Source organism: Exiguobacterium acetylicum DSM 20416, assembly GCF_000702605.1.
Lineage (GTDB): Bacteria > Bacillota > Bacilli > Exiguobacteriales > Exiguobacteriaceae > Exiguobacterium_A > Exiguobacterium_A acetylicum.
This window is the reverse complement of the sequence record NZ_JNIR01000001.1, coordinates 2,757,501-2,778,259: the sequence shown is the minus strand read 5'-3', so window position 1 is coordinate 2,778,259 and position 20,759 is coordinate 2,757,501. Positions and strand designations below refer to the sequence as shown.

21 protein-coding genes and 2 rRNA genes (1 of these 23 only partly in view) are annotated in these 20,759 nt (G+C 48.7%); 1 reads left to right on the top strand and 22 read right to left on the bottom strand.

The window, feature by feature from the left end:
• Nucleotides 1–57: 57 nt before the first annotated feature.
• The 11 genes from P401_RS0114670 to metG all read right to left on the bottom strand — a co-directional run bounded on the left by P401_RS0114670 (nucleotide 58) and on the right by metG (nucleotide 10,819).
• Nucleotides 58–1,014, bottom strand: coding sequence for a ribose-phosphate diphosphokinase (locus P401_RS0114670; protein ID WP_012368955.1), 957 nt, complete (start codon nucleotides 1,012–1,014; stop codon nucleotides 58–60).
• Between the two features lie 55 nt (nucleotides 1,015–1,069).
• Nucleotides 1,070–2,419, bottom strand: coding sequence for a bifunctional UDP-N-acetylglucosamine diphosphorylase/glucosamine-1-phosphate N-acetyltransferase GlmU (gene glmU, locus P401_RS0114665; RefSeq protein ID WP_029343054.1), 1,350 nt, complete (start codon nucleotides 2,417–2,419; stop codon nucleotides 1,070–1,072).
• A gap of 167 nt (nucleotides 2,420–2,586) precedes the next feature.
• Nucleotides 2,587–2,898 carry a septation regulator SpoVG gene (spoVG, locus tag P401_RS0114660; protein ID WP_029343053.1) on the bottom strand — a complete coding sequence of 104 codons (312 nt, stop codon included), beginning with the start codon at nucleotides 2,896–2,898 and terminating at the stop codon, nucleotides 2,587–2,589.
• Between the two features lie 158 nt (nucleotides 2,899–3,056).
• Nucleotides 3,057–3,896: a pur operon repressor gene (purR, locus tag P401_RS0114655; protein WP_023466544.1), complete on the bottom strand. Its 840-nt coding sequence runs from the start codon at nucleotides 3,894–3,896 to the stop codon at nucleotides 3,057–3,059.
• A 69-nt stretch (nucleotides 3,897–3,965) separates the two neighbouring features.
• Entirely contained in the window at nucleotides 3,966–4,826 is an 861-nt protein-coding gene (gene ispE / locus P401_RS0114650; RefSeq protein ID WP_029343052.1) for a 4-(cytidine 5'-diphospho)-2-C-methyl-D-erythritol kinase, read from the bottom strand.
• 95 nt (nucleotides 4,827–4,921) lie between these two features.
• A complete protein-coding gene (locus tag P401_RS0114645; RefSeq protein WP_012368950.1) occupies nucleotides 4,922–5,161 on the bottom strand; it encodes a Veg family protein in 240 nt (79 codons plus the stop codon).
• An 84-nt stretch (nucleotides 5,162–5,245) separates the two neighbouring features.
• Nucleotides 5,246–6,124 carry a 16S rRNA (adenine(1518)-N(6)/adenine(1519)-N(6))-dimethyltransferase RsmA gene (gene rsmA, locus P401_RS0114640; protein ID WP_029343051.1) on the bottom strand — a complete coding sequence of 293 codons (879 nt, stop codon included), beginning with the start codon at nucleotides 6,122–6,124 and terminating at the stop codon, nucleotides 5,246–5,248.
• Entirely contained in the window at nucleotides 6,121–6,678 is a 558-nt protein-coding gene (rnmV, locus tag P401_RS0114635; protein WP_023466539.1) for a ribonuclease M5, read from the bottom strand. The genes rsmA and rnmV overlap by 4 nt, the downstream gene beginning before the upstream one ends.
• A gap of 66 nt (nucleotides 6,679–6,744) precedes the next feature.
• Complete coding sequence (locus P401_RS19115; RefSeq protein WP_029343050.1) at nucleotides 6,745–8,016, bottom strand: 3D domain-containing protein; 1,272 nt, start codon at nucleotides 8,014–8,016, stop codon at nucleotides 6,745–6,747.
• Nucleotides 8,013–8,780: a TatD family hydrolase gene (locus tag P401_RS0114625; RefSeq protein WP_023466535.1), complete on the bottom strand. Its 768-nt coding sequence runs from the start codon at nucleotides 8,778–8,780 to the stop codon at nucleotides 8,013–8,015. Before P401_RS0114625 ends, P401_RS19115 begins: the two co-directional genes overlap by 4 nt.
• Nucleotides 8,781–8,839: 59 nt before the next feature.
• Nucleotides 8,840–10,819 (bottom strand): methionine--tRNA ligase, encoded by a 1,980-nt coding sequence (metG, locus tag P401_RS0114620; RefSeq protein WP_268871250.1) that lies wholly within the window; start codon nucleotides 10,817–10,819, stop codon nucleotides 8,840–8,842.
• Between the two features lie 324 nt (nucleotides 10,820–11,143).
• Between metG and P401_RS0114615 the strand changes: the two genes are divergently transcribed.
• Entirely contained in the window at nucleotides 11,144–11,440 is a 297-nt protein-coding gene (locus P401_RS0114615) for an AbrB/MazE/SpoVT family DNA-binding domain-containing protein (protein ID WP_023466531.1), read from the top strand.
• A 35-nt stretch (nucleotides 11,441–11,475) separates the two neighbouring features.
• Here the strand turns inward: P401_RS0114615 and rsmI are convergent, their stop codons facing one another.
• The 11 genes from rsmI to P401_RS0114560 all read right to left on the bottom strand — a co-directional run.
• On the bottom strand, nucleotides 11,476–12,333 hold the full coding sequence (gene rsmI / locus P401_RS0114610) for a 16S rRNA (cytidine(1402)-2'-O)-methyltransferase (protein ID WP_029343048.1): 858 nt from the start codon (nucleotides 12,331–12,333) through the stop codon (nucleotides 11,476–11,478).
• Nucleotides 12,330–12,584: a GIY-YIG nuclease family protein gene (locus P401_RS0114605; protein WP_029343047.1), complete on the bottom strand. Its 255-nt coding sequence runs from the start codon at nucleotides 12,582–12,584 to the stop codon at nucleotides 12,330–12,332. Before P401_RS0114605 ends, rsmI begins: the two co-directional genes overlap by 4 nt.
• A complete protein-coding gene (locus P401_RS0114600; RefSeq protein ID WP_029343046.1) occupies nucleotides 12,577–13,314 on the bottom strand; it encodes a tRNA1(Val) (adenine(37)-N6)-methyltransferase in 738 nt (245 codons plus the stop codon). The genes P401_RS0114605 and P401_RS0114600 overlap by 8 nt, the downstream gene beginning before the upstream one ends.
• Nucleotides 13,315–13,365: 51 nt before the next feature.
• Nucleotides 13,366–13,716, bottom strand: a complete 351-nt coding sequence (gene yabA, locus P401_RS0114595; protein WP_119182633.1) for a DNA replication initiation control protein YabA — start codon at nucleotides 13,714–13,716, stop codon at nucleotides 13,366–13,368.
• A gap of 8 nt (nucleotides 13,717–13,724) precedes the next feature.
• Nucleotides 13,725–14,555 (bottom strand): PSP1 domain-containing protein, encoded by an 831-nt coding sequence (locus P401_RS0114590; RefSeq protein WP_029343044.1) that lies wholly within the window; start codon nucleotides 14,553–14,555, stop codon nucleotides 13,725–13,727.
• Nucleotides 14,556–14,561: 6 nt separating this feature from the next.
• Nucleotides 14,562–15,554 carry a DNA polymerase gene (locus tag P401_RS0114585; protein WP_029343043.1) on the bottom strand — a complete coding sequence of 331 codons (993 nt, stop codon included), beginning with the start codon at nucleotides 15,552–15,554 and terminating at the stop codon, nucleotides 14,562–14,564.
• Nucleotides 15,554–15,883 carry a cyclic-di-AMP receptor gene (locus P401_RS0114580; protein ID WP_023466519.1) on the bottom strand — a complete coding sequence of 110 codons (330 nt, stop codon included), beginning with the start codon at nucleotides 15,881–15,883 and terminating at the stop codon, nucleotides 15,554–15,556. Before P401_RS0114580 ends, P401_RS0114585 begins: the two co-directional genes overlap by 1 nt.
• Nucleotides 15,880–16,518 carry a dTMP kinase gene (tmk, locus tag P401_RS0114575; protein ID WP_029343042.1) on the bottom strand — a complete coding sequence of 213 codons (639 nt, stop codon included), beginning with the start codon at nucleotides 16,516–16,518 and terminating at the stop codon, nucleotides 15,880–15,882. The genes P401_RS0114580 and tmk overlap by 4 nt, the downstream gene beginning before the upstream one ends.
• Nucleotides 16,515–17,933, bottom strand: coding sequence for an aminotransferase class I/II-fold pyridoxal phosphate-dependent enzyme (locus P401_RS0114570; protein WP_029343041.1), 1,419 nt, complete (start codon nucleotides 17,931–17,933; stop codon nucleotides 16,515–16,517). The genes tmk and P401_RS0114570 overlap by 4 nt, the downstream gene beginning before the upstream one ends.
• A 69-nt stretch (nucleotides 17,934–18,002) precedes the next feature.
• Nucleotides 18,003–18,118: ribosomal RNA gene (gene rrf, locus P401_RS0114565) — 5S ribosomal RNA — on the bottom strand.
• Nucleotides 18,119–18,219: 101 nt separating this feature from the next.
• A 23S ribosomal RNA gene (locus tag P401_RS0114560) occupies nucleotides 18,220–20,759 on the bottom strand; it runs 374 nt beyond the window's last position.

Sequence of the window (20,759 nt, the reverse complement as noted above, 5' to 3'; positions counted from 1 at the left end):
ACGAACAAGGGTCCGATTTCAATAAACCGGACCACGTCGTTCGTATGCATCAAGCAATCAGCTGAAGAGCGGGCTGATTGATTTCTGTTCGTGTACACGGATGATTGCTTCTGCAAGCAAGCGTGCCACAGAGATTTGTTTGATTTTGCTTGCACATTCGCGTTGCGTTAAGTCGATTGTGTTCAAGACGACGAGTTCTTCGATCGCTGAGTTCTCGATCCGTTCCATTGCTGGACCCGAAAGAACAGGGTGTGTACAACATGCATAGACTTGTTTCGCTCCGTTTTCGATCAAAGCGTTCGCTGCAAGTGTGATCGTACCCGCTGTATCGATGATATCATCGATGATGATGGCAATCTTGCCATCGACTTGACCAACGATGTTCATGACTTCTGCGACGTTCGGTTTCGGACGGCGTTTGTCGATGATCGCGATTGGTGCTTTTAATTGTTCTGCTAATTTACGTGCCCGTGTGACACCGCCATGGTCTGGAGAAACGATGACGAGTTCGTTTGGATCGATGTTCTTTTTCTCGAAGTATGAGGCGAGAAGCGGTACACCCATCAACTGATCTACTGGAATATCGAAGAACCCTTGGATTTGTGCTGCATGGAGATCCATCGTCACGACGCGTGTCGCCCCTGCTACTTCAAGCAAGTTTGCAACGAGCTTCGCCGTGATTGGCTCACGTGAACGTGCTTTGCGGTCTTGACGCGCATAACCGTAATACGGAATGACGACGTTGATTGTCCGTGCAGACGCCCGTTTCAGTGCATCGATCATGATGAGAAGTTCCATCAGGTTTTCGTTGACTGGTTGGCTTGTCGATTGAATGATGTAAATATCATCTCCTCGGACACTTTCTTCGATGTTCATCGAAATTTCGCCATCACTGAAGTGCTTGACTGAACTTTCGCTCACCGGGATTCCGATGACTTTAGCGATTTCCTCTGCCAGTGGTTTGTTCGAGTTGAGTGCGAAAATACGAATTTCATGTTCTAAGACAGTAGACATGTGTAGGTGGCCTCCATTTGTTTGGGTTTAGACGAGTAGAGCGACAAGTAATGAATTAACGATAATCAGGTTTCGTCGTTTGACGTTCCCGTGCGATCGCGAGACCGTTTTCCGGCACATCATCCGTGACGGTTGATCCGGCAGCAACAAGGGCGTTCTTGCCGACCGTGACCGGTGCAATCAAGTTGACGTTACAGCCGATAAAGGCATCGTCCTCAATGATCGTCTGGAATTTATTTTTTCCATCGTAGTTGACCGTGATTGATCCACAACCGAGATTGACGTTCTCTCCGATCGTCGCATCTCCGACATAGCTCAGGTGCGCTGATTTGCTACCTTCACCAAATGTTGATTTCTTGATCTCAACAAAGTTTCCAACGCGTGTATTCGCTCCGAGAACCGCTTGTTGACGTAAATGCGCGAATGGACCGACTTGTGCCGCTGGACCAATCTTGCTATCCGTGACGACGGATTGACGAACAATGGCACCATCTGCCACTTCACTATTGCGAATATCCGAGTTCGGACCAATCGTACATTCTGAACCAATGACCGTGCGACCGAGTAATTGCGTTCCCGGATAAAGAACAGTATCTGAACCAATCGTGACGTCCGGTCCGATATACGTCGAAGACGGGTCAACGAATGTGACACCCTGACGCATCCAGTACTCGCTCGTCCGCTTACGCATCGATGTTTCCGCTTGCGCAAGTGCGACGCGATCGTTGACACCGATTGTCTCTTCGAACGTAGGTGCCGCATACGCTGCGATCGTTTCGCCTGCTGCTTTAGCAATCTCAATCACGTCTGGTAAGTAATACTCACCTTGCGCGTTATCGTTCTTGACCTGCTTCAGCGTTGCGAACAACATCTCGTTATCAAATACATACGTACCTGTATTGATTTCCCGAAGTGCAAGTTCTTCTGCATTCGCATCCTTGTGCTCGACGATTTTCGAGACGTTTCCATCTTCGCCACGCACGATTCGTCCGTAACCTGTCGGATCGTCAGCGAGTGCCGTCAAGACAGTCACTTTTGCGTTCGTATCCGTATGATGTTGTAACAATGAAGACAGTGTCTCGCTCGTCAAGAGTGGTGTATCGCCACAGACGACGAGTGTTGCTCCCTGTTCGTTCCCGAGTACGGGTTCTGCCATTTGAACAGCATGACCTGTGCCAAGCTGCTCACTTTGAAGTGCGTATTCCACCGATGTGCCAAGCACTTCTTTGACGGATTCCGCACCGTGACCGACGATGACGACCTGTCGCTTGACGCCGAGCGTCGCTAATTGATCGACGACGTGCTGTACCATAGGTTTCCCAGCGACTGGGTGAAGTACTTTGTAAAGCTTCGATTTCATCCGAGTTCCTTTACCCGCTGCTAGAATTACCGCGAAATGATTCATCCTTGTCGCTCCTCCACGTAAATTAGTGTTGATTTCGTTCTGAAATAGTACACTCGTTCCAACTATAACGAAAATGGCATCGTTATTCAATGATGGGACGAAGCGGAATCGAGGAAAAAGCGAGAAAAAAGACAGGTTTTCCCAAGAAGAGAAAACCTGTCTTTTTCTTATGCTTGATCTGTCGTTTGGGCAGAAGAGACTTCGTAACCGACGCCATCTTCTTGATCCTCACGTGCCGCATAGGCTTCGAGTACTGAATCTTCGACCTTTTTTCGCATTAATGCATTGATTGGATGAGCGACATCCCGGAAGATACCTTCTTGCGTTCGTTTGCTTGGCATGGCGACGAAGAGACCACTGTTCCCTTCGATCACACGCAAATCATGTACCACGAATTCGTGGTCGAGCGTAATAGAGGCAAGTGCTTTCATTCGACCCTCTGCCACGACGCGACGAATTTTAACGTCCGTAACGTTCATTTTGTCCGCACCCCTTTAACCGTTGTCACAACTCTTCGTTGTCTACTTCTACTTACGGCTTAAAACAAACAAAGGTTTAGTCTTTCCCAATCTTTTTACGCATAATTTCCAAAAGTTTGATAATTACAGTATAGTTACAATCCATGCGGCTGTCAATTTCAGGTAGTCTCAGCTTCTGAGAAATAGTGGTCGACGTTTCCACGCTTGACTTGGATTTGACCAAGATCGACGTCGACGTCCGCTAATTTCATTAAGCTGACGTATTCATTGACCATCTTCTTCTCGGCACCCTCTGCCTCAATCAAGACACCAACGCCTGCGACCTTGGCTTCGAACTCGCTCAAGAGACTCATCATTCCGCGAATCGTTCCGCCGGCTTTCATGAAGTCATCAATCAATAAGACGTTCGCCCCACGTGGTAAGCTCCGACGCGCGAGTGCCATCGTCCGAATCGCTTTTGAAGAACCTGAGACATAATTGATACTGACCGTTGAACCTTCTGTCACGCGACTATCCGAACGCACGATGACGAACGGCACACCAAGTTGCTCAGCGACCGCATAAGCAAGTGGAATCCCTTTCGTCGCGATTGTCATGACGACATCGACTTTCTTTTGGCTAAAGACAGATGCAAACACTTGCCCCATTTGTTTGACCATCTTCGGATCCCCGAGTAAGTCCGTCAAATAGAGATATCCCCCAGGTAACAGTCGATCTGGACGTGCGACACGTTCACATAGATCGTCGATGAACGGTAACGCCTTCTTACTGCTCCACGTTGGGATGAACATGACGCCACCCGCAGCACCTGGTACCGTGACGAGACGACCTGTTCCCTCATGTTCTAACATCTCGCTGACGATATCTAAATCTTCACTGATCGACGATTTCGCCGATTTATAGCGTTCTGCAAAAATCGTCAATGAGACGAGATGATGGGGATGGTCAAGCAAGTATCGCGTCATGTCGACCAAGCGACCACTTCTCCGAATTTTCATTTGTTTTGTTCCACCTCTCCGTAATTCCGAATATTCAATAGTGAATATATCATTTTCATACGGATATTATCAATGGTTTTCGCCTAAAAGACGAACGACGTAGACTTCATTACAAAAGCCGCGTAATCCATTATAGAGACGTTGTGCCCGATTCTCGTGCTCCGTCAAAGCAAAGACGGTCGGACCACTTCCGCTCATTAAGACACCTTCTGCGCCACAACTCGCCATGAATTCCTTGATTTGCTCGACTTCTGGGTACATCGGCAACGTGACCGATTCGAGAACATTTCCGAGTGATTGGCAGATCGCTTGGAAATCTTGGTCTTTCACCGCATCGATCATCACTTCGACGTTCGGACGTTTTGCCGTGTTCAAGTCGAGGGCACCATAGACGTCAGCCGTCGAGACACCGATCGTCGGTTTAGCAAGAACGACCCAGCAGGGGGGTGGTGAGACAAGTTTTTCTAGCTTCTCTCCGCGACCCGTCGCAATCGCTGTTCCTCCCATGACACAAAACGGAACGTCGGATCCAACCGCTGCGCCGACTTCCGCCAACTCTTCCAGCGTCAAGCCAAGTTGCCATAACTCGTTCAAACCACGTAATGTCGCTGCCGCGTCACTAGAACCACCAGCGAGTCCCGCTGCGACCGGGATGTGCTTCTCTAAGAAGATTTCCACCCCTGTCTTGACGTCGTATTTTTCTTTTAAGATCGCTGCTGCTTTATAAGCAAGATTACGTTCGTCGTTTGGAACGTAAGCATGCTGGGCATTCATTCGAATTTCTCCTGACGGCAGCTCCGTCAATTCTAGACGGTCTGCCAAATCGACTGTCGTCATCACCATATGTACATCGTGATAGCCGTCCGGGCGCTTTGCCGTCGCATCCAGGACTAGGTTGATCTTGGCCGGAGCCTTTACAATAATCGTCATCGTGCCGTTCCTCCTCTAGTTCGTTTCCTGTAGGAATTGTATCAACCTTTCCACAAAAAAAGAAGCGAACATTTTGTCCGCTTCGGAAGGTAAGTTTACGAATTCGCAAATTCGATTTGTACGGAGTCTGTTAGCACGTCGGCGTAGCTATAAGAAACTCGCTCGACATTGTGGCGCTCTGCGTCTAGCTTGACTACAAACACCGAAGGATACGTCTCAACGAGCGTTCCGATTCGGGTTACGACCTTTTTACGACCGCCGCTTGCTTTTAGCGTCAGTCTTTCACCAACATGTGTTTCGAAAACATGTCTGATTTCGTTCAACGTCTTTGGCATACGCTTCACCTCACTAATATTTATTATAGCATATTAAATAAATATTAGAAAGGGGAAATATTATATCTGTTCTAATCGTATCCGTCAACGTTTTTTAATTGGCAAAAGTGCATCCGCTAACTGTGCGAATTCCTGCAGGCTGAGCGTTTCTCCGCGTCGACGTGGTTCGATTCCAGCTTCTAACAATGCCGCTTCGACCGCCGCCTTTTCCGTCTTCCCGAAGTGGGTCGTCAAGTTATTCAGAATCGTTTTCCGACGCTGTGCAAAACTTGCTCGGACGATTTCGAAGAAGAGTGCCTCATCCTGTGTCTGTACTGCTGGCTCTTTTCGAATGTTCAAACGGATGACAGCTGAATCAACATTTGGTGCCGGAATGAAGACTTGCTTTGGAACCGTAAAACAGACTTCAGCTTCCGCATAATATTGAATCGCAATCGACAAGGAACCGTACGCTTTTGTTCCTGGTTTCGCACCGATTCGTTCAGCGACTTCCTTTTGAATCATCATGACGAGCGTTCGAAACGGTGCTTTCGCTTCAAGGATCCGCATGATGATTGGCGTCGTGACATAATACGGAAGATTCGCGACGACGGCAACGTCAGTGATGCCTTCTTGCGTGAATTCTTCTGCGACGATCGTCGAAAGATCAAGTTCAAGGGCATCACCGTGAATGACCTTCGTATGGGGATATGGTGAAAGTGTATCATCAAGAATCGGTAGCAACCGCTGATCGATTTCAAGAGCGACGACTTTTTTCGCCTGTTTCGCCGATTGTTCCGTCAATGACCCGATTCCCGGTCCGATTTCGAGTACACCGCTCTCAGGCGTTAATCCAGCTGCCCCAACGATGTTTCCTAATACATTTAAATCGATTAAAAAGTTTTGTCCTAACGATTTTTTAAACGAAAAGCCATGTTTCGCTAAAATTTCTTTCGTCCGGTGCAATGTAGCAATGTCTTTCAAACTTCTTCCTCCTCTAGTTGTTTCAGAGCCGCTTCCCATTCTGCCCGCGTAATCCGGATCGAGGCGACACGTTTAACGAGTTGTTTTGCGTTCGGTTCACCGATTGCAAGAATCTGACCGAGACGACGACGACGGATCGAGGCTGCTGGTCCACCAATCAAATCGGCCGCTAGAATCATCTCACGTGTCACTTCGGCAACCGGTGCTTCTTCCGTCTCATAGACAGCAGCGAGCGCCTCTTCGATTGCGGCAGGTGAGGCATGTTCAACACCGATTTTGCCTCGTTTATCTTTTGCTTGAGCACGCGGAAGATAAGCATGTTTACAGCCTGGTACGCGTTCATTGATTCGGGCACGGATGCGGTCTCCCGGAAAATCAGGATCCGTAAAGATGATGACACCGCGTCGCTCGAGTGCTTTCTCGATCCGTTGCATCGTTTGTTCATTAACGGCTGAACCGTTCGTTTCAATTGTATCGACATCAAAGACTTCTTGTAATCGTGTCGTATCATCCCGTCCTTCGACGACGATGACTTCTTTTAAGCGTTTCCGCATGATCTCTCCACCTTCTTCAAACACTCTCGTAATTGTACCTGTTTCCACGAAAAAAACAAGGAAGCGTCACGTGTCCGCTTCCGTTGCACTAGGGATGACCCAGACTTGCAGTTGTTTTCGACCGAATGTCTTCGCTGTTTGTTCTCCATCGACTAAGACATCGATCTTATTGCCTTTGATGGCGCCACCGGTATCGAGGGCGATCGCAAGACCCACTCCTTCGACGTAGACTTTCGTTCCAAGCGGAATGACTTTCGGATCAACCGCGATAATCGGCATCCCTTGATAGGTGATCGTATCCGTCACGTCATACCCGGTCGCTGTCAAGGCACGTCCGTTATACAAACGACTGCCGTTCGAAGCTGGGTCGTTCGTATACGCCGTCGCTTCGACCATCAAACTCTTCGCACTCGAAAAATCAAGGTCTGCATCGGCTTTTGGTGTTTCCGTTAGTGGATTCGTCGCCTGTTCTTCGTTGAAGACGGGCGTTTCGGTAGGTGTCTCGACTGGTTTTGTACCGACTTTGACGACTTGTTTGACAGGTGTCTGGGTCACTTGATCACCAATCAGTTTTTTCTCTTTACTGAGACCGTCAGCTAACGTCAACTGATACTTTTTTGTTCGGACACCCGGACGACCAGATGCCGTTACGAGTTGCTCGCCTTCCGGCAAAGTCGGATCCTCGACTTCTTCGATCTCAAACGGAACGAGCTGTTCCTGCGTCAACGTCGCACGACGTGTCGTGTTGACCGTAATCAACGTCCCTTCCGTCACACGCGTATCAGGATCCGGAGCAACCCGGTCTTCCTTTTGCAAGCGGACTCCTTCTCGCGCTAACAATTCGCGGACTGACGTCTCATACGTGTAGATTTGTCGGGCTTTTCCACCGACGACGAGATCAACGGGAAAAGCTTCCCGGTACCGCACCGTCATGCCGTTCGTCAATACAGCATCAGAGGACGGATAGATATCATCGGTGTCTGCTTTCTTGATGCCGCGTTCTGCAAGCAAATCCTTCACTTGGCGTGCCTGCGTCCGAACCCGACGTGATTCACCATATCCCATGATCAGCGTGATTTCTTTTGCCCGCTGAATGACGATTAATCGTTTTTTCGGCAGGTCGGCACTGAGTGCCGGTTCAATCACATCATTGTCACGCGTCGTAATACCGGCTTCTTCAAGTGCTCCATAGACAGAGTCAGCTGTCGTTTCAATTTGCTGTTCTTGACCATCAATCAAGACAGTCACGGTTTGTGGATGATCCATCATCCCATAGACGAGCGCAGCCGCAAGTAGCAGGCTGCACCCGATCGTAATGAACGTCAACGAACGCATCATGGCAAACGGAAGACCCGTTTTGCATTTTCCGTCGTCGCTGCTTCGACGTCAGCATACATCATGCCACGGAGCTGCGCGATCTCTTCAGCGACGAATCGGACGTAAGCCGGTTCGTTGCGTTTACCGCGGTGCGGTGTTGGTGTCAGGTACGGACAATCCGTCTCAACGAGTAGACGATCGAGCGGGACTTCCTGCGCGACACGTTTCGGCATCTTCGCATTCTTGAACGTAACGGGACCTCCAAGTGAAATATAGAAGTTCATCGCCAGGCATCGTGGTAATAATTCAGCACTCATGCTGTAGCTATGCAGAATCCCTCCGACTTCTTTTGCATCCTCTTCTTCAAGGATCCGTAACGTATCTTCTGTCGCTTCCCGGTTATGGATGACGATCGGTTTTTTCTTCTGCTTCGCGAGCCGGATCTGTTTGCGGAAAGCTTCCTGCTGCACATCTTTCGGTGACGTATCCCAGTGATAGTCGAGCCCGATTTCTCCGAGCGCAACGACTTTTTCGTGATCCATCAACCGTTCGACCTTTTGGTACGCTTCCTCGTCAAAATCAATCGAGTCGACGGGATGCCAGCCGATGACCGCATAAAGATCATCGTACGCTTCGACGAGTTCCATCGCACGATCAATCGTCTTATGATCAAATCCGACGACGATCATCGGTGAGACACCGTTCGCGCGTGCCCGCTCGATCGTCTCGTGGACGTCGTCCGCAAATTGGTCTGCATTCAAGTGAGTGTGTGTATCGATTAACATAGCTGTTCGACTCCTTCTTTAAAAAAATGCCTGTGACATGAAGTCCACAGGCATCGGTTTTATTTTACGCTTGCGCCGTTCGCCATCGTTGACGGGACCGTCGCTAGTTCAAGTTTTCCTGCTTTTTCAGCAGCAAGGACCATTCCTTGTGAGAGTTCGCCACGTAACGTGACCGGTTTTAAGTTCGCCACGACAATGACTTTTCGTCCGACTAAATCTTCCGGCTCATACCACTGAGCAATACCAGAGACGATTTGGCGTGTTTCTTTGCCCATATCGACTTGTAGCTTCAATAGTTTTTTCGCCTTTTTGATCTTTTCAGCCGTCACGACTTCACCAACACGGAGTTCGATCTGGTCAAAGACATCGATTGTCGTTTCTGGACGAATATCTTCGTCTTCTTCTTCAACTTCCTCTTCCTCAACACGTGCTGCAGAAGCTTGACGCATCATGTCGACGATTGCTTCGACCTCTTCTTTGACGTCGAGACGTGGGAAGATTGGTGTCGCTGTACCGACTTTCGTTCCTGGTGTGATGTCTGCGAACTTCTCGAGCGCTGCCCAGTCCATCGCTTGTCCAGAGAGACCGAGTTGCGCAAAGATCTCTTTTGGTGAACGCGTCATGAACGGTTGCAACATGATCGCCACGTGACGCAAGACGCCGACGAGATGCACCATGACTGAACCGAGTTCGACTGTTTTCGTTTCGTCTTTTGCAAGCACCCACGGTTGTGTCTCATCGATGTACTTATTGGCACGGCTGATCAATTGCCAAATGTTCGACAGCACAACAGAGAATTCCATGTGTTCCATCGATGCTTCGACTTTCGTGACCGTTTCTTTTGCAAGATCCGACAATGTCGCATCAAACGGTGTCACGTTACCTGTATAGGCTGGGATCTCACCATCAAAGTATTTCGTGACCATCGCGATCGTCCGGTTGAGTAAGTTCCCGAGATCGTTCGCTAAATCATAGTTCATCCGCTCAACGAATGCTTCAGGTGTGAACATACCGTCCGAACCGAATGGCACTTCCCGTAAGAGGTAGTAACGAAGAGCGTCGAGACCGTAGCGATCCGTCAATGGAATCGGATCGACGACGTTCCCTTTTGATTTCGACATTTTTCCGTCTTTCATCAACAACCAACCATGTGCGAAGACTTTCTTCGGTAATGGGAGGTCAAGCGCCATCAAGAGTGCCGGCCAGATGATTGTGTGGAAACGAACGATTTCTTTTCCGACGAGATGTACATCTGCTGGCCAGTACTTATCGAAGTTACCATGATCATCTGTACCGTAACCGAGTGACGAGATATAGTTCGTCAACGCATCGATCCAGACGTAGACAACATGCTTCGGATTCGACGGGACTTGTACACCCCAGTTGAACGTCGTCCGTGAGACCGCTAAGTCTTGAAGACCTGGTTTAATGAAGTTATTGATCATTTCGTGTTTACGTGATTCCGGTAAGATGAATGACGGATTCGCTTCAAAGTACTCAAGCAGACGGTCCGCGTACTTGCTGATCCGGAAGAAGTAACATTCTTCGCGAACGAGTTCGACCGGGTGTCCGCTGTCAGGGCTCTTCCCATCGACGAGTTGTGATTCCGTATAGTACGTCTCATCCGGAATCGAATACCATCCTTCGTATTCGCCTAAATAGATATCGCCTGATTCAAGAAGTGTTTCGAACACTTTTTCGACGACTTTCTTGTGACGTGGTTCTGTCGTCCGAATATAATCATCGTACGAGATGTCGAGACGATCCCATAAGACTTTAATCTGTTCGACGACACCGTCAACGAATGCCTGTTCCGATATCCCTGCTTCTGCTGCTTTTTCCTGGATCTTTTGACCGTGCTCATCGCTACCAGTCAAATACCGGACGTCGAATCCTTGAAGCCGTTTGTACCGCGCCATCGCATCTCCAGCCACCGTCGTGTACGCGTGACCGATATGTAGTTTTGCACTTGGATAATAAATTGGGGTCGTGATATAAAATGTCTTTGCCATGTTATTCCTCCGTTCTCTGATTTCCATCTTCATTATAGGCTATTATACGCTGTTACGGGACTGATGTCGAAACTCACTTTTTGTCGAATCGAAACATTTTTTGACATCAGACATCAAATTACAAAAAAACACACTCTATAGTTTCATTTCCTTTAAAAAGGGAAAATGTATTAATAAATCGTTTCAAATATGGTGTTTTTGAGAAATAAATGACATTTTGATTTCAAGCTATTCAGATTGGTTGACTACTTTTGGAAAGTCTAGTATTCTACATTCTATAGAAACGATGTCGAATTTTGACGATTTTTCAAAAGAAAAAGAGATCCATGACATCAAAGGAGGAACAACAAAATGAAATCAACAGGTATTGTACGTAAAGTAGACGAGCTCGGTCGTGTCGTAATTCCAATCGAATTACGCCGTACACTTCAAATTGCAGAAAAGGATGCCCTCGAGATCTATGTCGACAACGAACAGATCATCCTTAAAAAATATAAACCAAACATGACTTGCCAAGTCACAGGAGAAGTATCAGAAGATAACTTCAAATTGGCTGATGGTAAATTGATTCTTTCACCAGATGGCGCACAACGCGTTCTCGTTGAATTAAAAGATTTCCTCGATCGTCACTACGCAAGCAACGAATAAACAAAAAAGGAAGCTCCTGACGGGGCTTCCTTTTTTTAATCTGCTTCGTGAAACGCAAGGTACAGTTCCTGACGATCGAGTCCCCGTTCCTTTGCGACACGCTTCAACGCTGCATTCGGCTTTTCGCCTTCTTCGATGTACCGACGAATTTGCTCGAGTGGATCACTGTCTTGAATGACCGCATCCGGTCGTTCTTCGTTTGATCCTTCGACAAGAACGACGAACTCACCCCGAACGTCTTCTGCTGCCCAAGCGCGTAATTCACTCACGCTACCCCGAATGTATTCTTCATACCGTTTCGTTAGTTCCCGGGCTAACGTCACCTGGCGATCACCAAGCACTTCCTCGATCCCTTGCAACATCTCTTTCAAACGATGCGGTGCTTCATAGAAGACGAGGGTTCCCGATTCGTATTTCAATTGCTCTAACGCTTCGCGGCGCTCTTTTTTCTTCCGTGGCAAAAAGCCATAATACAAAAAGCGTTCTGTCGACAGACCGGACGCGACAAGAGCTGTCAACGCAGCATTCGCACCCGGGAGAACGATGACAGGAATGTCTGCAACGATTGCTTGGCGAATCAAATCGCTTCCCGGATCCGAGATACCAGGCATACCGGCGTCGGAGACGAGGGCGACTTGCTTTCCTGCCTGCAAGTCGGCGAGGAGTCGTTCGCCGCTAGTTTGTTTATTGTGTTCATGGTAACTGACAAGCTTCGTCTCAATTGAAAAGTGCCGAAACAGTTTCATCGTCTGGCGCGTATCTTCTGCTGCGACGATATCGGATTCCTGTAAGATCCGGACGGCCCGATACGTCATGTCTTCTAAATTGCCGATTGGTGTCGGGACGATATAGAGACCGGCTCCTTGCTGTTGATAGCTACTCGTCGCTTTCATGAGGTTCCTCCTTGAATCAAACGTTCTTTTTGTGAACGTGTTAATTGTTTAATCGCATATTCCCGCTTCATTGCCTCTGACTTCGTTGCGAATATCTCCTGATGAACGAGGACGACCGGTAGACGGGCACGTGTATACTTCGCACCCTTACCTGCGTTATGTGTCGCGATGCGTTGCGTGACGTCTACCGCGTAACCCGTATAATACGTATCATCTTGGCAACGAACGATATAGACTGCATGCTCAGACATCGAACAGCTCCTTCATCTGAGCCGCATACGAGTTGTCCGCTTCATAGACGATGAATGGGGGAAGGACCTTTAGTCCAGGTTTTGCATCCTTGATCCCCTCGATCAAGAGCATGTTCGCTTCCTTCCCTGCTTTCGGATAAATCAGCTGCATCCGTTTCGGTTCCAAGCGATACGCCCGCATCAAGGTAACGATATCAAGCAGTCGTTCCGGTCGATGGACGAACGCTGCTTTCCCGCCTTGTTTCAACAAATCAGATGCACCTCGAATACAGTCTTCGAGTGTACAGAGGACTTCATGTCTTGCAATCGTATAATGTTCACTTTGGTTTTGGTTCGATGTCTCGTTTGCTAAAAAATAAGGAGGATTACAGGTGACAGCATCATAGATGCCGTATCCAAGACGCGTACCCGCCTCTTTGACGTCCCCTTCAATCATCTCAATCCGATTGTTCAGTTCATTCAAGTTGACGCTACGTCGTGCCATCTCCGCTAGTCGCGGTTGAATTTCAAGACCCGTGATCTGCCCTTTCGTCCGGTAGGATAAAAAGAGTGGAATCGCACCGTTTCCCGAACAGAGATCGGCAATCCGTCCCTGTTGAATCGGGACCCACGCAAATCGTGCGAGCAGTGCCGCGTCGAGTGAATACGAGAAGACGGATGGACTTTGAATGATTTTCCCTTCTTGTCCTAAGAGATAATCAAGTCGTTCGTCTGGTAATAGTTCAAACATGTCGTGCCTTCCTTTCCGAAAAAAAGACTGACTCATGTAGAAGTCAGCCTCTCAATGTTTCGTTAACATGGATAAGCAAAAGAGGCAATCGCCGTCTTTTCGTACTTGTCCATAATGCAAGTTACAGATGTGGAACCCTTCCTGGTACAATCGTCCGAGATTATCGTAGCCCGCACCGACGCCCGCTTCCGCTTCTTCCGCTTCCGTGACCGGCTGTTGTTCATCGCGTTCGACTTTTTCCCGAAGATGATGATTCTCCAGATACAGATGTTGGTTCTCTTCCATCATGTAAGCCAGCTGATCCTTTAACACGCTCAGATGCTCAGTCAGCAAATGAATCTGTTGCTCAATCGCATCGACACGCGTAATGATTTCTTTTTTATCGACTCTCTCCACGCGTATGCACCCCGTTATTCTTTTGGTCGTTTTGGTTTTACGGCACCAACGGATAATAGTTCTTCCATCGAATACGTCAAGACGCGGGAACGATCCTTCAGTTCGATTTGAACGACTTGATCGAGGATGTTCAAGCCAACGACGCGTCCTTCGCCTTCAGGTACCGTCAAACGTTTTCCGTAGTCCGGCAAATCACGGCGCATCTCTTCATACGTATCGTTCTCATATTTCAAGCAGCACATCAAACGACCACATACTCCTGAAATCTTCGTCGGATTCAACGACAGGTTTTGATCTTTTGCCATCTTGATCGAGACCGGTTCGAACTCACCAAGGAAAGATGAACAACATAAGACACGACCACACGGACCGATGCCTCCAAGTAACTTCGCTTCATCCCGAACACCGATTTGACGGAGTTCGATGCGTGTCCGGAAGACAGCCGCTAAATCTTTGACGAGCTCACGGAAATCGACACGTCCTTCTGCCGTGAAGTAGAAGATGACCTTATTGCGGTCAAACGTGTACTCGACATCGACCAATTTCATATCGAGTTTATGTTCACGGATTTTTTCGACACATACCGCATGCGCATCAAGCGCTGCGACTTTATTTTCGCGGACGATCATTGCATCCTTATCGTCAGCAATTCGAAGAATGGATTTCAGTGGCAACACCACATCTTCTTCGTCCATTTGTTTATCGGCGATGACCACTTCGCCATATTCAATGCCCCGTACCGTCTCAACGATGACTGCTTGTCCTCGTGATAATGACTCTTGTCCAGGTGCAAAATAATAAATTTTGCCCGCTTCTTTAAAGCGAACGCCTACTACTTCTAGCATGTCGCTCTACCCTTTCTGTAAGTCAAACATGAGACGCTCAACTGTTAATTGGGGATTAACATTCGCTTCGACCCGTCGGACTGCAGCAAGCACAGCTTGCAACCAGCGGGTGATCGTCGTCTGGCTCTTAGACCCCATCTGTTCAAGGTGGGGTTTACTATTCGTATAGGTCATACCTTCCCACGCCGGATTCAGTTTCAGACGTAAGACATCCTCGAAGAAACAGGTGACGAGTTCAAGACCGATTCGGACATCCTGACGGTTCTTGAATTGTCCCATCCATTTCTCTTGTACGAACAGCGGTAAATCAGCCGGACGATTCGCTAATTCCTCCATCAATTGTAACACTGACGCTCGCGCATTTACAAACCAGTCTTCGAGTAATGCTTCTTCCGCATCCTCGACTTTTGGATAGACACGCGCTGCCAGTTGCGTCAACTCGTGGTCCCGTCCCGTTTTTTCAGATAAAACCTCGCCAATCATTTGACGATCCGCTGGGCGAAAACTTAATAACTGTCCCCGCGATCGAATCGTCGGTAAAAGGAGTTGAGGTTGATTCGTCAACAATAAGGCTACTTTTCCTTCTCCTGGTTCCTCAAAGAACTTCAGCAAACTGTTCGCTGCCTGCGGAGTCATCTTATGGGACTGGGTAATGACATAAATCTGACGATCGCCTTCGAGTCCTCGGAGTGAGAGATCATGCATCAATTGTTGAATCTGTTCTTTTTTGATGGTCGCGCCATCTGGTTCGATTTCATAATAATCGACCAAGTTGCCACTTTCCATCCGCCGACAGCTACGACAGACACCACACGGTTCTACATCGACCGGTGCCTCACAAAAAAGGCTTTTCGCGAACAAGTGAGCCGCTTCAAGTAGAAGCGGCTCATAGTCTCCGGTGAAGATATAAGCGTGATTGATTCGATCGTTCCGTAACGAATTTTGAAGAATCGTCGAAATGACCGATTGTGTCTGTTCCAGTTCATGAAACGTCTGCATCAGAATTGATGAAACCCTTCGATTGGCAAGACGAAGACCGTTGCCCCGCCTACCTGGACTTCAACGGGATACGGGATATAAGAATCGGCATGACCACCCATTGGTGAGATTGGAGAGACCATCTGTTCGCGGCTCGAACAGTTCTTTTTGATCAATCGTAACAAATCATCGAGACGCTCACTCTGTACACCAATCATGAACGTCGTGTTCCCTTCTTTAAGAAAACCACCTGTCGTTGCCAGTTTCGTTGCTCGGAAATCATGCTCGACAAGTGCTTCCGCCAAACGTAAGCTATCTTTATCTTGAACGATCGTAATGACCATTTTCATGAGAATCTCTCCTTTTCTTCTAAATACGTAATGACATCTTCCACTAAGTCCTGATGAATCGCTTCAATCGACCGATTGGCTTGTACGATCTGTACCCGTTCTGGATCCGACGCCGCAATCTGCTGAAAACCATCATAGACGCGGGCACGAAACGCATCATCTCGTTGCTCGATTCGATCAAGTGCTCCCCGATCCATCATTCGTTTTTTAGAATCTTTTACCGTTAAATCAAACAAATACGTCCGGTCTGGCGCCAACCCACCTGTTGCAGAATCATTGATTTGACGCACGAGATCAATCGGATGTCCAAGACCATATCCTTGATACGCAAGTGACGCATCGACGAATCGGTCACATAAGACGATTGTGCCTGCCTCTAACGCCGGTCGAATCAATTCCTCGACATGCTGGGCACGAGACGCTGCATACAGCAGAATTTCCGTCATCTCTTTCATCTCTTCAAAATCAGGATTCAAAATCAACGAACGAATTTCGTTTCCAACGCGTGTGCCACCTGGCTCGCGGGTCGTCATGACGTTATAGCCCTTTTCTTTTAACACATCGCCAAGCAATTGTAGTTGTGTCGTTTTACCGGCACCATCCGGTCCTTCGACAGTAATGAACGTACCTTTCATTCTTCAAACCCTTCCTCTATGACGCGTAACGCTCCTCGTTGCAATTGTTCGCCTCCTTGCAAATGAACGGCTACGGTTTGATAATGTCGTAAACGTAATACCTGTTCCGCCGTAATACGTTCTCCTCTGACGATCAACGGAATGCCTGGCGGGTACGGAATAATCGTTTCGAGTGAAACATGACCGATACACTCATCCAGCTGACGGAACGTACCTGTTGCTTGTTCTAACTGTTCATAAGAACAAGATAAAGCAGATACCTGTATTTTACCCATAATTGGTTGCTCGATATACCTTTTCAAAGGAATTCCTTCTGATTTCATCATTTGAATGGCTCGTTCGACACGATGGACCCAGTCATTCTGCTCAGACTTTGCTAGCGGACGAAGTGGCAAAATACAGACGACGTGATCTCCTAGAGCAAATTCCGCATCGAGTTGAACAGCTCGTAACGCGTGCAGCAACGCATCTCCTGAATATCCCTCATACGTTAATGTCATCCGTGACCAATCATCGAAGCGAAGGACCGTCATATGATCGAACCGTTGAAGTGCTTCGATGAATGCATCATGACTAGCCTGAATATCTGACATACCTTTAACTGTCCATTGTTCACGATAGGAACGCGCATAGTCTAATGAAGCCAGAAGTAAATATGAAGGACTTGAGGTCTGAAACGCTTGAAGCGCTCGCTGTAACTTCCTTCTCGTCTTTTCTGAAAATCGCTCGTGCATCCATGCTCCCATCGTTAGTGCGGGAAGCGTTTTATGGGCAGATTGAACGACCGCGGTTGCTCCTAATTCAAATGCTGAGCGCACACCAAATGCTTCACCGAAGTGTGCACCGTGTGCTTCATCCACTAATAAAGGGAGTTCATGCGACGCTGTGAGCTGAACGAGTGACATGATATCAGCTGCTTCCCCGTAATAGGTCGGTGAAGTGATAAACACGCCAACTCCTCCTGGATATTTCGTAAACGCTTCCTTTAATGTTTCACGTGAAACATGGCCACTAATTCCCGTTTCCTCATGAATATCTGGTTCAAGAAAGATCGGTTCGATGCCTAGCCATTCTAACGCATTGAACACGGATTTATGCGAGTTACGCTGTACATAAACACGCTCTCCTCTTGTTGCTATAGCGGCAAGCATCGCCCAATTCCCAACAGTCGAACCATTCACAAGGAAATGACTCGCTTTTGCATCATAGACTTTTCGCAACAAAGCTATCGCGTCTGCAATGACCTCTTCCGGATGATGAAAATCATCTAGACCAGGTAATTCTGTGACGTCCCATTTAAAAAAGTCAGGAAGCGGTGTTAATGTCCCATTCTTATGTCCAGGAACATGCCATGAGATGGGCGTTCGATCTAAGTGACGTTGAAGTGCATGTACAATAGGAAGTTCGTGTTTCATGAAAAAACTCCTTTTCCTCTAAAATGATTACACAAAAAGACCGACCTGCAATCTGCAGATCGGTCAAGTGCCTGGCAACGTCCTATCCTCACAGGGGGAAGCCCCCAACTACTTTCGGCGTTCAAGTGCTTAACTTCCGTGTTCGGCATGGGAACGGGTGTGACCACTTGGCTATCGCCACCAGACATTTATTATCTTAACATTATGTTCACATAACGTCAAGACTTTTTTTCGTTTTTTTGAAAGGCTCGCGCCCTCAAAACTGAAGTCATCAACAAGCATCTGCTAGAACAAGGCCTCGACCGATTAGTATCACTCAGCTCCACATGTCGCCACGCTTCCACCCGTGACCTATCTACCTCATCGTCTCTGAGGGGTCTTTCTTGATTACTCAAAGGGAAATCTCATCTTGGAGGGGGCTTCATGCTTAGATGCTTTCAGCATTTATCCCGTCCGCACGTAGCTACCCAGCGATGCTCCTGGCGGAACAACTGGTACACCAGCGGTGCGTCCATCCCGGTCCTCTCGTACTAAGGACAGCTCTCCTCAAATTTCCTGCGCCCACGACGGATAGGGACCGAACTGTCTCACGACGTTCTGAACCCAGCTCGCGTACCGCTTTAATGGGCGAACAGCCCAACCCTTGGGACCTACTCCAGCCCCAGGATGCGATGAGCCGACATCGAGGTGCCAAACCTCCCCGTCGATGTGGACTCTTGGGGGAGATCAGCCTGTTATCCCCAGGGTAGCTTTTATCCGTTGAGCGATGGCCCTTCCATGCGGAACCACCGGATCACTAAGCCCGACTTTCGTCCCTGCTCGACTTGTAGGTCTCGCAGTCAAGCTCCCTTCTGCCTTTGCGCTCTACGAATGATTTCCAACCATTCTGAGGGAACCTTTGGGCGCCTCCGTTACTGTTTAGGAGGCGACCGCCCCAGTCAAACTACCCGCCTGACACGGTCCTCCAGCCGGATCACGGCTGCGAGTTAGAGACTCTATGCATGAAGGGCGGTATCCCAAGGGTGACTCCTCCGAAGCTGGCGCTCCGGGCTCGACGTCTCCCGCCTATCCTGTACATCATGCACAAAGCCTCAATATCAGGCTGTAGTAAAGCTCCATGGGGTCTTTCCGTCCTGTCGCGGGTAACCTGCATCTTCACAGGTACTATGATTTCACCGGGTCTCTCGTTGAGACAGTGCCCAAATCGTTACGCCTTTCGTGCGGGTCGGAACTTACCCGACAAGGAATTTCGCTACCTTAGGACCGTTATAGTTACGGCCGCCGTTTACTGGGGCTTCGGTTCAAAGCTTCGCTTGCGCTAACCCATCCCCTTAACCTTCCAGCACCGGGCAGGCGTCAGCCCCTATACGTCATCTTGCGATTTAGCAGAGACCTGTGTTTTTGCTAAACAGTCGTTTGGGCCTATTCACTGCGGCTCTACTCATGTAGAGCGTCCCTTCTCCCGAAGTTACGGGACCATTTTGCCGAGTTCCTTAACGAGAGTTATCCCGCGCGTCTTAGAATTCTCATCTCGCCTACCTGTGTCGGTTTACGGTACTGGCGCCTTCCCCCTCACTAGAGGCTTTTCTTGGCAGTGTGAAATCGTGACCTACGTCCCTACGGGACTCCGCATCGTTCCTTGACTTTGGTGCCTGACGGATTTGCCAATCAGACGGTCTTGAAACTTGCACATGCACTTCCATCCGCATGCGTCACTATCCTCCTGCGTCCCCCCATTGTTCAAACGGTGGATCGGCGGTACAGGAATATCAACCTGTTATCCATCGCCTACGCCTTTCGGCCTCGGCTTAGGTCCAGACTAACCCTGAGCGGACGAGCCTTCCTCAGGAAACCTTGGGCTTTCGACGGAGGGGATTCTCACCCCTCTTTTCGCTACTCACACCGGCATTCTCACTTCCAAACGCTCCACTGCTCCTTCCGGTACAGCTTCACAGCGGTTTGGAACGCTCCCCTACCATTCCTTACGGAATCCGCAGCTTCGGTGGTATGTTTAGCCCCGTTACATTTTCGGCGCGGCGCCACTCGACTAGTGAGCTATTACGCACTCTTTGAATGGTGGCTGCTTCTAAGCCAACATCCTAGCTGTCTAGGCAGCGCCACATCCTTTTCCACTTAACATACACTTTGGGACCTTAGCTGGCGGTCTGGGCTGTTTCCCTCTTGACTACGGATCTTATCACTCGCAGTCTGACTCCCGAGTATAAGTTGCTGGCATTCGGAGTTTAACTGAATTCGGTAACCCTGTGGGGGCCCCTAGTCCAATCAGTGCTCTACCTCCAGAACTCTCAACCTCGAGGCTAGCCCTAAAGCTATTTCGGGGAGAACCAGCTATCTCCAGGTTCGATTGGCATTTCACCGCTACCCACACCTCATCCCCGCACTTTTCAACGTGCGTGGGTTCGGACCTCCAGTCAGTGTTACCTGACCTTCATCCTGGACATGGGTAGATCACCTGGTTTCGGGTCTACGACAACGCACTGAACGCCCTGTTCAGACTCGCTTTCGCTACGGCTCCGCCTCATCGGCTTAACCTCGCGCGTTATCGTAACTCGCCGGTTCATTCTACAAAAGGCACGCCATCACCCGTTAACGGGCTCTGACTACTTGTAGGCATACGGTTTCAGGATCTATTTCACTCCCCTTCCGGGGTGCTTTTCACCTTTCCCTCACGGTACTGGTTCACTATCGGTCACTAGGGAGTATTTAGCCTTGGGAGATGGTCCTCCCGGATTCCGACGGGGTTTCACGTGTCCCGCCGTACTCAGGATCCACTCTGGAGGGAAAACAGTTTCAGCTACAGGGCTG